General features: G+C 41.3%; 11 protein-coding genes. 9 read left to right on the top strand and 2 right to left on the bottom strand.

The genetic code is table 11. The features are described 5' to 3' along the window. The first annotated feature begins 17 nt into the window (after window positions 1–17). The 9 genes from LJ740_RS12105 (at window position 18) to LJ740_RS12065 (ending at window position 12,282) form a co-directional block, all read left to right on the top strand. Entirely contained in the window at window positions 18–3,164 is a 3,147-nt protein-coding gene (locus LJ740_RS12105) for a CRTAC1 family protein (protein ID WP_229529349.1), read from the top strand. A gap of 111 nt (window positions 3,165–3,275) precedes the next feature. Continuing rightward, complete coding sequence (locus LJ740_RS12100; protein WP_229529348.1) at window positions 3,276–5,468, top strand: thioredoxin domain-containing protein; 2,193 nt, start codon at window positions 3,276–3,278, stop codon at window positions 5,466–5,468. 98 nt (window positions 5,469–5,566) lie between these two features. Continuing rightward, window positions 5,567–6,751, top strand: a complete 1,185-nt coding sequence (locus LJ740_RS12095; RefSeq protein WP_229529347.1) for an oligosaccharide flippase family protein — start codon at window positions 5,567–5,569, stop codon at window positions 6,749–6,751. Continuing rightward, a complete protein-coding gene (locus LJ740_RS12090; RefSeq protein ID WP_229529346.1) occupies window positions 6,742–7,845 on the top strand; it encodes a glycosyltransferase in 1,104 nt (367 codons plus the stop codon). Before LJ740_RS12095 ends, LJ740_RS12090 begins: the two co-directional genes overlap by 10 nt. Then, window positions 7,823–8,902 (top strand): glycosyltransferase, encoded by a 1,080-nt coding sequence (locus LJ740_RS12085; RefSeq protein ID WP_229529345.1) that lies wholly within the window; start codon window positions 7,823–7,825, stop codon window positions 8,900–8,902. Before LJ740_RS12090 ends, LJ740_RS12085 begins: the two co-directional genes overlap by 23 nt. 91 nt (window positions 8,903–8,993) lie before the next feature. Beyond that, window positions 8,994–9,680, top strand: coding sequence for a glycosyltransferase family 2 protein (locus LJ740_RS12080; protein WP_229529344.1), 687 nt, complete (start codon window positions 8,994–8,996; stop codon window positions 9,678–9,680). A 25-nt stretch (window positions 9,681–9,705) separates the two neighbouring features. Continuing rightward, window positions 9,706–10,074: a DUF2304 domain-containing protein gene (locus LJ740_RS12075; RefSeq protein WP_229529343.1), complete on the top strand. Its 369-nt coding sequence runs from the start codon at window positions 9,706–9,708 to the stop codon at window positions 10,072–10,074. Continuing rightward, entirely contained in the window at window positions 10,075–10,989 is a 915-nt protein-coding gene (locus tag LJ740_RS12070) for a Wzz/FepE/Etk N-terminal domain-containing protein (RefSeq protein ID WP_229529342.1), read from the top strand. It begins immediately after the preceding gene. A 21-nt stretch (window positions 10,990–11,010) separates the two neighbouring features. Next, window positions 11,011–12,282: an O-antigen ligase family protein gene (locus LJ740_RS12065; protein WP_229529341.1), complete on the top strand. Its 1,272-nt coding sequence runs from the start codon at window positions 11,011–11,013 to the stop codon at window positions 12,280–12,282. Here LJ740_RS12065 and LJ740_RS12060 read toward each other — a convergent pair. Further along, a complete protein-coding gene (locus LJ740_RS12060; RefSeq protein ID WP_229529340.1) occupies window positions 12,248–12,679 on the bottom strand; it encodes a divergent PAP2 family protein in 432 nt (143 codons plus the stop codon). The two genes, LJ740_RS12065 and LJ740_RS12060, sit on opposite strands and share 35 nt — an antisense overlap. After that, entirely contained in the window at window positions 12,676–13,539 is an 864-nt protein-coding gene (locus LJ740_RS12055; protein WP_229529339.1) for a decaprenyl-phosphate phosphoribosyltransferase, read from the bottom strand. The genes LJ740_RS12060 and LJ740_RS12055 overlap by 4 nt, the downstream gene beginning before the upstream one ends. Window positions 13,540–13,544: the final 5 nt, after the last annotated feature.

Genomic DNA, 13,544 nt, shown 5'->3' with positions numbered 1-13,544 from the left:
AGGCGTGAGGAAAAGGTATGCTGACTTTGAATTTTAGATCAATATTCATTCTAATTCAGGCTCTAATTGTGAGTACTTTTGGGTATGCACAAGGTACGTTAGATATTGATAGTATCATTGGTCATATTGAAGAACTGGAAAATGTTCGTGATCCAAAGTGTTATGCAACAGCTTCGCGACTGGAGAATTTTATCTATGGTACGCCGCTATCCAATGAAGCTCGTTTTAAAAAGAACTTGTTACAAAAAGAGTGGTTGAAAGACGCATGGCAAGCAGCATCAAAATCTGCAAAAATCGCTGGTCGGGACGAGGTATCGAAAGACGATGCAATCCTGGCTGTCAACAGAGTACTTAAGTGGGAAGCGCTGAGTGATGGCCATTGGAGAGTGACGCTAAGCAATGGTCAAAACTTGACAATTCATAAAGACGACAAACGCCAATACAGCACTATCGCCTATTCATTGAGATCTTTATTGGCAGTTCAACAAGAATTGTTTTTGGCTGAATCGGATTTTGAGTATTTAACATTGAGTGGACCTGCTACAGACACCCTGGCAGAAGCTCTGGATTTTTACCTGCTTAGTGTACTGCAGGTTTCAGATAAACAGACACGCCAAGAAAATCAGCAAGAAATTAATGAAAACACCTTAACCAGCGTCTGGGCTTTGCTGGCGCAATTAGCTGAGCCGAATATTACGCCTAAAACTCCCGCTCAAACAGCAAGAGAAGTTATTGTACCTGAGGTCCTCATTCGTACAGTGGCTCAGAAATTGCGTTCTTACCAGCAATATAATGAGTTAAACAATCAATTATTCATTAGAAATTTGCAGGTTTTTTTTGCACGAAATCGATGGCCTGAAAACAGTAGTGAGGCCCGACAGTTTCGACAGAGCTTTACTGAAAACGTCATCACATTTGCCTCTGAGATTTATCGCGGTGCTCAGAAGTTGGCGCTCGAAAATCATCGTCAATTCATTCGTGAAGCAGACGTGTATGCTTATACGCAGAAAATATTACCTCATGTGATCAACGAATATGAAGATGCGTTGTTTTTTCCTCAACTACCACGTGAACAACAAGTACATGTAGAGGCATATGACATGGATGCGTTCCGGGATAGCGGTATTCATTGGCAATATTTACAGTATGCACTGCAGGATAAGCGTTTTCCAATATACCTGGAGCCTGATCCGTTTGCTGCAGAATTGATTGTTGAAAACATTGCACAGTATGGCGTTTTGCTCCTCAGAGTTACAGGTGATATTGGTGCTCGAGGAAATAGTGATCGGATAAAACTACAGCACTTTAATGATGCTGTTAATGAAGTTCTGTACCTGGCCAGAGAAAACAACCAAAAGAAGGACTTGGCTCCTATTTCTCAGGGGCTGTTAAGTGTAAAAAGCGATGCAGTGAAAGTGCAGGCTGATACGCTGCTATTTACAGATATTAGCTCAAGAAGTGGGGTAGATTATATGCATCGCTCATCGGATTGGCTCAATCGATTACTGCGCAGCTATTTAAAAACAGAAGAGGGCAAGGGTACCATCGTGATACCGCCGGCATTTGGTGGTGCAGGAGTTGCTGCCGGTGATGTCAATAATGACGGTTTCGACGATATCCTCATTTTGGGCGGGTTGGGGAATAAATTATACCTCAATGGTGGTGATGGTACTTTCGATGATGTAACTGCTTCTTCAGGCATCGAGTGGGCGAGAGAAGACAACACTCCCGGAGAACCGCGACAACCAATAATTGCTGACCTTGATAACGACGGTTGGCAAGACCTGCTAATCACCTATGTCGACGATTTGCATCGCGTTTATCGCAACCGGGGAGATGGCACGTTTGAAGATATAACTATTGATGCAAACCTGGGAGGAAAAGGATTAGTGGGAGGGCCTGCAACCGTTTTTGATTACGACGGCGATGGGTTGCTGGATATCTACATTACTTATTTCGGAAATTACTTAAATGGCGTTCTGCCAACTTTAAGGCGCCGCAATATTAATGGTTTGCCTAACAAACTATTTCGCAATCTGGGTGGGTTTAAATTTCTGGATGTCACTAAGGGTAGTGGTCTTGACAATCGTGGTTGGGGCCAGGCAGTTACGCATACTGACTTTAACTCTGATGGCTTACAGGATCTCATTGTTGGTAACGATTTCGGAGTGAATGCTTACTATCAAAATCTGGGTAACGGCAAGTTCGTCGATGTCGCCACCAAGTTGGGGACCGATAAACCTTCTTATACTATGGGGATTGGTCTTGGTGACTTAAACCAGGATTCCTTGTCAGATGTTTATATCTCAAACATTGTTACTATGAATAAAGACGAAAAGTATGTATTACCATCAGCCGATACTGAAATGAAGTTTAATCCTGAAAAACTGGCTCGAATGCGGGTGGTTGAGGCCAATGATTTGTTTTTGTCTAGAAAGAAGCCCGAACTTCAATTTGAATTGAGTGATAAGGTTGGAAGGGGATACTCCTCAACAGGATGGTCATGGGATGCCGACTTTTTTGATTTTGATAACGATGGTGATGACGATCTGTATGTGTTGAATGGCATGAATGACTATTTGGTATACAGTCGGGAGAATCCGTATTATCAGGATCCCATTGAAAACCAAAACATGGATGTGTTGTTTCCTAAATCAAATAAAGAAAAAAACGTATTTTTTATCAACGAAAATGGGATGTTAAATAACGCAAGTAAAGGAAGCGGACTGGACTTTATGAGTAATGGGAGAAGTGCTGTTTATCTGGATATTGATAATGACGGTGACCTTGATATTGTGACCAATGATTATCACCAAAAGGCGCGAGTTTTTATAAATAACTCTGAAAGTTATCAACGAAATTGGTTAAAAATAAATTTAACAGGGGCGCCAGGTGAGGGAGTAAACCTGGACGCGATCGGCGCGAAAGTAATTGTAACAACGCCTGATAACTGGTCCAGGACACGAGAGCTCAGCGGTAGCATAGGTTACATGTCAGTACACAGTAAATTGTTGCATTTTGGTTTGTTGAACCATGAAAAAGCGAATGTAACAGTAATATGGCCCAACGGTAATCGTACCACATTCAGCAATATTGCGAGCAATCAGACCCTTAGACTGTCTTATGTGGAGAAAAAGCCGGTAGTTAATGCTGTTAATGAGTAGTTGGCTGAAATGAAGGCTCAATTTTGGCTAAGCTGCTCTTTATTGTTTAGAGTACCATTACTTAAATTAGTCTTTTGGCTGTTATTGGTTTTTTCAAATAGCAGTAATCTAATGGCCTATCCTGATATCCCGCCGGAAAGTGATATTAGTTTGGCTGAGCATGCTAACTTATTGGAGCTCTATCAACAGCGTATATTAAATGGTCCTGAGATTTCTGGTGTCGAACGAAAAAGCTGGCCCTTTGTAAATCAACTTATAAAAGAGGGCTCCCCTTATTTGTTACAACATGCTTCAGATCCAGTGAATTGGCATAGTTGGTCGGATGAAAACTTGGCAAAGGCACATCAGCAAGAGAAATTAATTTTTCTGTCAATTGGGTTTTCTACTTGCTATTGGTGCCAGGTAATGAAGAACGAATCATTTCACAATCCGCAAGTAGCCAGACTTTTAAATAGCCGTTTTTTACCTGTCAAGGTGGATCGCGAGTTGCAACCTGATTTGGACAGTTATTTTGTTAGCGCACTCGAGAAAACAAAAGGGACCGCTGGTTGGCCTGTGACTGCAGTTCTGACTACCAAGGCTGAATTGTTGTACATCGATTCTTTTTTAAATACAGAAGAGTTGATGAAAGTACTACAACGCTATGCTGATACTGCTCGCGAGTATCCACAACAATTGCAAAACCATGTAGCGTTAATGTTAAAAATTGTAGGAACAATGTATGAATTCCAAAAAGTTGAAACAGTTGCAACGCCAGACTGGAAAAAGTATCGCGAAGAATTAAAAGCGAGGATTGATAAAGCTAATGGTGGGTTGAATGGTCAGCCTAAGTTTCCTGAAGCTGCCATGCTATTATTGATGATTGATGAGTTTTGGAGAACACAAGCTCCAGATGTACAAGGTATGCTGCATCTACAATTACAGAATATGGCATCCAGAGGCTTATATGACCATGTTAATGGTGGGTTTCACAGATATGTTAGCGATGAGGAGTGGACGGTCCCGCACTACGAGAAAATGCTATATACTCAAGCGTTGATGCTCCTTGTGTATAGCAAGGCTTCACAATTAGAAGAGGGTAAGCACTATAGGCACGTGGCGTTAGACATTTTCAACTTTTTGTATTCAAATATGAAGACAGAAAATGGCCTGTTCGCGAGTGCAATCGATGCTGCATTTCAAGGGAGTGAAGGAGGGTATTATCTGTATTCCGAAGAGCAATTAGCGGTGGATAAAGTAGCAAATTTGCGTAAGGCCGGGGTCAGTTTATATCGTAAAAACGGGCTATTTGGTTTACATGTTAAACGCCCCTATAATTCTGAATTCAAAGAGATAAGACTCTCACTTTCTAAAACTCACGAAAAAACTGCCTTAATCATCGATGATAAAGCGATAACCTCATGGAATGCGTTGTTGATTTGGGCTTTGTCTGAATCTTATAAGATTTTTAACGATGCTCGTTTTATAGTTATGGCGCAAGAGCTTGCCAGTGAACTACTTAGACGAAATCGCGATAGTGAGCAATTGTATCGCGCCAGTCTTGGTACTCTGCTTGCTGGCAGCGCTGTTTTTGAAGATTACGCATTTTTAGTTCGCGCCTTGATCGCTCTTTATGACATATCTTCAAATGAGAATTGGTTATCAGAAGCTATGACTCTTTACCCGAAAGCAATGGAGATGGTGAATTCGTCAAAGCAGTTGTCACCGTTTAATGTTAAAATTCAGCCAGAATACATTGATGGCGAAATATTCAACCCGCTGGCAGTTATGTATGAAGTGGCGTATTTGCTATGGCAAAGAACTGGTGATTTAGGCTTTCGCGATGATACTAATGCATTAAAGGGGGCAATGCTCAAATTGGTTTCAGCCCAGCACCAACGACAGTTTTATGCCGCAAAAGTGCTGCAATCTACACAAAAAGGGCTACCTGATACCATACATTATTTTGCACAATCTAATGGAAAGGTGTCCATGGTAACACAACCTGATTGTACCCGGCTGTTCAAGGTTGAAATGGCTCCCGGTTGGCATATTAACTCAGAACAACCATGGGACTCAGAGCTTATTCCAACTGATTTACAAGCTACGAAAGAACCCTTTAAACAAGTTCATTATCCTGTTCCTGGGGTGATAGCGTTTGGTGTTGATCAAAAAGAAGTTTCCGTATTCAGTAACAGGCTAAGTATTATTGGTGAAGGTGGCTCAGGGGTAGCTCAAATGCAAATTCAAGCCTGTTCCGACATAGACGAGATTTGTTTAATACCTGAAAAAATAACGTTCCCATTGACTCAATGCCAATATTAACCAAGGTGTTTTTCAACGGTTTTCTTTACAAGCGGAATAATGTTTCCGTGATCTGTATACAAAAAAAGCCAAGTTGTACAACTGGAGTGTTATGAGAAGTGAATAATATCAGAAATTTCTGGCTATATACTTCGTCAACTGCTATCAACATACTTTGTAGTTATGCCGTATTATTTCTATTAACCAACTATTTGTCGAAAGAAAGTTATGCTGAGTACGGATATTACAACTCAGTCTTCTCGTTATTACTTGTATTGTTTAACTTTGGTGTAAAAGAAACCGCATTTAAGTTAGCTAGCAGGGGGGAAACCGACGCATTACAGCTACTTTTTCACTGGTATTTGAGTTTACAGTTAATATTTTTGATAAGCATACTTGTTCTTTGCTATTGGCATCCTAAATTAGCTGTAATTGCTGTGAGTTTTGTACTGTTCTCTTGGATGTTGGTACTTTCCGCAATGTATCGGGGTCAATCACGGTATTTGAGAGACGCTTTTTGTTGGCCAATACAGCGATGTTTGTGGTTGATGTTCATTTTATTGGCTATTTACTTTTTTGAGTCTATTGATTTTTTCGAGGTATTTATTGCCAGCTTGATTGCCTCTTTAGTGGTTGTACTAATGTCATTGGATAGAGGGTACACCAAAAACTTCAAATTTAAACTGAAACCCCCATCAAATATCGTATTCAGATTCTTTTTCGTTGAAGCTTCCATTTTGTTATATACAAGAGTTGACGTTCCCATTCTGAACTCTTTCGAAATTGTTAAAAGCGAGGTAGCAGACTACTATATTGCGGTGCAAATATTTGACGCGGCAGTTCTGATTCTGACCCCTATTAGTTACTTCTTCTTCAACCAGCTTGCTTCAAGGTTTTCTCTTACAAATTCGACCGATTCAGGCTTCGTATTTCGGTATATATTGATTTTACTTGGTTTGGTGGCTTTGGGGCAGTTAATATGGTCCAATATAGGTTTACAGTTTCTCGCATATTTTGCGGCTAGTTACGTCAGTTCCTTTCATAATATTTCATTATTCCTTTGGGCTTTATATCCTCTGGCGATTAACCTAATTTTGTCCAGTCTACTTATTCAATGGAATTCAGAAACTTCCTATGCTTCAGTGTGTATAGCGGGGTTGTTATTTTATTTGGTTGTTAGTTTTTTACTTGTCCCTGCATTTGGCAGTGTGGGCGCAATTTACAGTCGGATTGGTGTAGAGTGTTTTTTGACAATAATGTTGCTATTTACGTTTATCGTTAAAGGAAAGAATCGTTGTCTGTAACTATTGTTTATGATCACTTTATAGCGCGGGGTGGGGCTGAAAATGTTTCATTGCTTTTGCAAAAATCCTTAGATCAGGCTCATATTGAATCTGCCTACGCTGATTCGACACTTTTCTTTGAGGAAATTCGAAGTGGAAAACTGATAGCGGGTAGTTTTAAATCTAGGCTTGGACCAGTAAATTCACTCCGTTTGTTGTGTTTTTACTCAATGCGTTATTGCTTGCCAAAATGTGATGCAGCGGTTTTGTCTGGATTATATGCTCCACTTTGCTTACTAAGAACTCAGGATGTGGGTAAAAGTATTATTTACTTTCACATGTTTCCCGTGTTTTTAGAATGGTCCTTTGAAGAGTTACAAAGGCGATATGGCAAGTTCAAGGCATTGGTGGCAATTAGTGTAATCAAGCTCTATCGAATATTGCTGATCAGGGCTACCAGGGGAACTTCGCGGGTTTATAGCAATTCAATTCAGGCCAAAAATAAATTCTCGAAGATTGGAATTGATTCTGAAGTGTTGTACCCACCAGTTTCATTGAGTGGATTTGAGGATAACGTTGGAGAGAACTTTTTCCTTTCTACCGCTCGACTAGAGGAATCTAAACGGGTCAGAATGATTGCAGATACGTTTTGCCAATTACCCAATATAAAAGTCATATTTATTGGAGGAGGAACGCTGCTCGAAGAGTTTAAGCAAAAGTATAAATCTTTTCATAATATCCAGTTTGTCGGTTGGGTGTCGATGCAACAGGTTAGGTATTTTTACAGCCGTGCGCAGTGTTTAATTTATGTACCTGAAAACGAGGCATTTGGCATTGCCCCTATAGAAGCGTTGGCGGCGGGAAAACCCATTATTGGGGTAGCTGAAGGTGGACTGTTAGAAACGATTACAGACAAGCGACTTGGTACTCTAATCCAATTGCCATTAACTACACAAAAGCTGGCACGTGCAGTAGCACTATATCATGGTAAGAAAGAAAACACCTTAGATGTAAAGTATAGAAAAGATTATGCATTGAAATTTGATGAAAAGGTCTTTTATAAAGAAATCTCATTGGCATTAGGAGAAGAATATGAAAAAGCTCCTGATGTATGACTATTTACAGGCAAGAGGGGGAGCTGAAGCCCTGTCTTTGGAGTTATGTAACAATATAACAGAGACGGATTTGTTAGTCAGTTATATTGATTTACACAACTTTCCTGACGTAACTATCGCTAATGGGGAAATTAAGTCGTTGGGTCTCTCCGCTCGACACCCTGTTTTGCAGGCAATTTGGGGCATTAGAGCGTTTTCAAACCTAAAACATGATATTAATCAGTATCACAAAGTTATGTTCAGTGGTAGTTATGCTCCTCTGGCAGTAGCTAACAGAAATATTGGCCAAAATTTCATGTATTGTCACACGCCTCCGAGATTCGTTTACGACCTGAAGCAGCATTACCTGGCAGAAATTCCAGTTTGGCAACAACCCGCTTTTAATGCGTTAGTAAATTGGTTTCAACCGAAATTCGAGTTAGCAATAGAGCGTATGGATGTAATAATTGCGAACTCAGAAAATGTGAGAGGTAGACTCCAGCGATTTTTACAAAAGGACGCTGTGGTTGTGTATCCACCTATTAAAACATCCGAATTTCAGTGGCAGGAAGACGGAGATTACTATCTTTCAACAGCGAGATTGGAGCCATATAAAAGGGTTGACCTAATTGTCAAAGCGTTTATGCAAATGCCTGATAAAAAACTGGTTGTGGCATCCGGCGGTAGTCAATTGCGTGAGTTGCAAAATATGGCCAAAGAAAGTCGTAATATTTCATTTACAGGCTGGACAAGCGCAGAAAAGTTAAAGGCTTTGATCGGTAGGTCTTTGGCGACAATATACATTCCAATGGATGAAGATTTTGGCATGTCGCCCGTTGAATCAATGGCTGCTGGCAAACCAGTGTTTGGCGTCGCTGAAGGAGGTGTTAAGGAAACTGTTCTTGAAGGCTATAATGGCTTTTTATTACCGAAGAACCCCACTATTCAGGATCTCAAAACACAGTTGAATAACATTGATGTGTCGGTATTGCGTAAGATGAAAAAAGACTGTATTGAATTTGCTAAAAGGTTTGATTCACAAGTGTTTATTAACAAAATGAAGGGATACTTTAATTAACATGCTTATTGGTCTCCATTATCTTCAGTTTTCAATCGCTAATCTTCGGTATTTCAGTATAATTCTGTGCCTGGGAATATAGAGGTGTACTGTGGATTTTAGACTGGCAATTGTAATCCCGGCTAAAAATGAAGCAAACAGTATTCAAGCTGTTATTGATGGTATTAGAACTTTAAGTATCAAGCCTCATATTATAGTTGTAAATGATGCGAGCACTGACTGTACAGCAGAAATTGTAAAGAAGTCTGGTGTAATTTGCCTTAACCATATGGAAAGCCTTGGGGCCTGGCAAGCTACGCAGACAGGCCTTATTTATGCACAGACGCAAGGCTATACCGCTGTTGTTACGATGGATGCTGATGGTCAACATCTTAGCTCTGAGATTGAAAAGTTAGTTGCGGTTGTTAGCGACTTCGAGGCACCAGACGTGGTAATAGGGGCGTGCCAGGGAAGAGCAAGTTTTGCAAAAAAAGTAGTGTGGAATATTTTTCGTAAAATCTCTGGAATAAAGATTGGCGATATCACGTCTGGATTTAGATTGTACAATCGAAGTGCGTTGGCGCTTTTGATATCTCAACGGGCAAGTTTGCTGGAATATCAGGATGTTGGCGTTCTACTGTTGTTAAAAGCATCAGGGCTAAAGGTTATTGAAGTACAGGTGTCAATGGATAAAAGATATGACGGTAATTCCAGAATTTTTTCTTCTTGGTTTAAAATTCTTTATTATCTGGTCAGTACGCTATTAATAAGCTTCTCGAAAATATTTCATAAGAAATAGTAAGCAGACAACCTGGACCAATTACATGACTTTTTTTAATCCTCAAATCGTCTCTGCCGTTCTGGCATTGAGTATCGCAATGTCTATCTTTTGGCTGATTCGAAGAGATTATTTAATTCAGCGCGATGGTATTAAATGGATTGTGATTGCTCTGGGCGTTTTGCTGTATGGAATAAATCCCGCCCTCAACGATTCTATTGGTAATGCTCTGGGTATAGGTTACCCGCCGATCATCGTTGTGCTGATTGCACTTGCAGTCACATTGATAAAGCTATTGATTGCAGACATAGAAAGGGCAAAATTACAAATGTCAGTCACTCGTCTTATTCAAAAAGTCGCAATACTAGAATCAAGATTGGAAGAAAGTTTGGCAAGTTCACAGGAAAAGCAATAAATGGAAAACTCACAATTGGATTATAGCTTACACAGTCTGCTTAAGTTTCTTTTAGCTAAAAAGCTGCTCATTGTTTTAATTCCTTTTGGTGTGGTGTTGCTGACAGCATTATGGACATTAACCATATCTAACACTTACCTAAGCGAAACTACACTCTCTCCAACAGAGGAAGCCAGTGGTGGTGGATTGAGTAACTTATCCGGGCAGTTGGGTGGTTTAGCATCTTTAGCCGGTATTTCTCTGGGGGGCGAATCTACTGATCAGGTGACGGTAGCTCTGGAGATTATTAAGTCTCGACAGTTTATTGCCAACTTTGTCTCAAAATACAACATTAAAAAGGATTTGATGGCGTCGTCTGAGTATAATGCTGAAAATAATCTGTTGGTGATAGATCCCGATCTCTACGATGAGCAATCGCAAACATGGACTCGCCCGTCTATCAATGGTCGCCCGCCAGAGCCGACTAATCTTGAAGTATATGAAAGCTTTTTACAGAGACTGACTGTCGAGCGTGATCCCAATACCGGACTCATAAAGCTGGCGCTGGAGTTTTATTCTCCTCACCTGGCACAGGAATGGTTAACGTTGCTGGTCAATCAGTTAAACAGTGACATGCGCCGCAGAGAGATTCAATCTGCCAAGGAAAACATTGAATACCTGGAAGCCAAAGTGCAGCAAATTGGTGATATCGAAATGAAAACGGTGTTTTATCAGCTCATTCAGGAACAAACCAAGCAGTTAATGTTGGCGGAAGTCAGAACTGATTTTGTGTTTACCATCATCGATCCCCCTTATACGCCTGAACTGAAACATGCTCCGCGTCGTGCTTTGATTTGTATCGCGGCGGCCTTCCTGAGTGGTTTTTTGGTCATCGCCTGGTTTACCCTGATATTCCTTATAACTCCTCGTCGATAAATTGCCTGCTTTCGGGTTTGTATGAGTCGGCTTAATCAATTTTTCTCGTCTGGATCTGATGTTCAGGCGAGGTATGTCTCTGGTCAAAACAGCGAGTCTGAGCGACGGCATTTGTTTGAGAACGTTTTGCTGTTTTTACTGGGTATCTACCTGTTTATTGATACCGTCAATGGTTTATTTGTCAAAACCCTGGGCTTACCTAACTTACTTTCTGCCGGCTACAAGCAGTTCCTGTTTGGCCTGATGCTATTGTTTGCATTCCAGTTTGAGCCACGTCGTTTTTTTTGGTGCCTGGTCTGTACCGCTTTGATTTTCTGTTGGGCTATATTGCGCTTTTTTCTGGTGGACAATGTCTGGTTTTTTCTGGCATTCCAGGAGGCCATAAAAGTAATTTATTTGTTTGTTATGGTATTGGTGATCAGCTCCTTCAGACACCTTTCCCTAAATAAACTCAATCTTATTCTGGTATTTAGTATCGGCATTATTTTGTTGAATGTGTTGTTTGCGTTGGTGGGAATTGGACAATCTACCTATCAAAGCTTTGGGGCTAAGGGGTTCTTTTATTCAGGAAACGCGGTATCAGGGGTTATTGTCATTTGCGCTGCGTGGCTGTTGACCACAGCGTTTAAACGATCGTTACTGCAATTTGTCTTGTTAATTCTGTTTTTGTCGGCACTTGCCTTATTGATTGGTACTAAAAGTGGTTTTTTAGGGGTGATAGTGTGTGCCTGCCTGATCATTTTATTTAATCTGGATGCCAGGGCATTGGCGTATGGATTTCTGCTGCTGTCAATTGTGATTGCCGGTATTGTCATTTTGGGCGAGCAACTTCAGGAGCAGCCATTGTTTCAACGTGTGCTGTTTTTTTATGAAAACGGTGGTATTACGCGGGTGATGTTTTCCGGGCGCGATCAAAAGTTAATGGAAATTTGGCCTTTGTTTGTGTCTGCGGATATTTGGCAATGGTTATTGGGGCTGGATATGCAGGCGATGCAACGCGCTGGGATATGGCGTGTTGAATTCGACTGGATGGATATGCAAATCAACTTCGGGATCTTGTTATCCCTGACCGTATATAGCGGTTATTTAATATTGTTTACCCGAATGCTGACTCAGCCTAAAAATGCTGTGGTGGTCGCTGCCCTTATTGCCTTTATTGTATTGATCCTGGTATCGGCCATTGCGGGGCATGTGTTGTACAACGGTATGGTGACCCCGCTTTGGGCAATGTTAACTGCGGCCGCATTTAACCCGGGGCTTAACCGGCAAATGTCTCAAAAAATACAAAACTAAGCCCGGCAGCCAGGGCTCCGGTGAAAACACCCGCCAGAATTTCAATGCGGCTATGTCCCATCCGTTCTCTGACTTTCGGTATATCATCTTGCTCGTTGAGTAGTTGATTAATGGCTTGCGCCTGTTTACCCACCTGTTGTCGCAAACTGTTTGCATCCAGCATGACGATGAACGCCAGCGCTACTGCAACTACCAGCGCCGGGGATTGCAGCCCTTCTTTAAACCAAATAATAAAGACCGCACTACTGACAATCGATGAGTGATTGCTGGGCAGTCCACCATAACCAATCAGGTCAAACGCCAGGCGTTTTGCTTTAATGGTATTGATGGCAAATTTGAGACATCCGGCACACAGCCAGGCAAAAAAAGGCGTAATCAGATAACTTAGATCAATCATGCGCTCGCTCCCATCAGCGCATATGCACAAGCAATAACCCAGGCAATGATCGTCAGCTGAATTTGAGTATCTTTAAACAGGGCGTCTGTGGGGGATTCACCTTCTTCGTTTAACTCCACCACATACCAGTACCGGAACAAACCAAACAAAACAAAAGGGATGGTGAACACCATGTCGGGTTGATCTGAAATAACGTAAAGACTATAAAACAACAACGCGCAGGTGGCGGACATTTCAGCATATTTATCAATTAATTGGGTATTGTAAAAGCGCAGTACTGAGCGCGCCTTCTCACCGCTTTTAGCCAGCTCCTGGCGTCGCTTAATGGCAGCAAGATAAAGGGCCAGTGACAGCGTGGTAATAAACATCCAGGAAGATAAGGGGACAGCAAGGGCCACTGCGCCAGCGTAGACTCTTAATACAAAGCCGATGGCGATGGTGAATATATCCAGCACAGGTTGGTATTTGAGATAAAAGGTATAGGCCATATTGAGCAGTAAATAAGCAACAATTACCATGACTACAGCTGGTTGCCAAAAGTAAGCAAGGGCGACGGACCCATAAAGTAAGGCCATCAATACCTTTGCCTGGCCCGGGCTGACAGTTCCTGATGCTAAAGGGCGAGTTTTAGACTTAGAGGGATGTTTCCTGTCGCTTTCAATATCATTGTAGTCGTTTAACACGTAAGTGGCCGATGAGCCTAAGCAAAACAAAAGCATCGCGATTGCAGCTTGTAAAATCGCATCAGTTTGGGTAAAAAGGCCGGAAAAAATTAATGGTGCGATGACAAACGAGTTTTTAATCCACTGTTTGGGACGCATTAATTTCAGCATGGCTAATACTGAGACTTTGTTTTGCATGTTTG

This window comes from Planctobacterium marinum (assembly GCF_020687805.1).
Taxonomy (GTDB): Bacteria; Pseudomonadota; Gammaproteobacteria; order Enterobacterales; family Alteromonadaceae; genus Planctobacterium; species Planctobacterium marinum.
The sequence above is the reverse complement of the archived record's forward strand: the minus strand, read 5'-3'. Positions and strand labels throughout refer to the sequence as shown.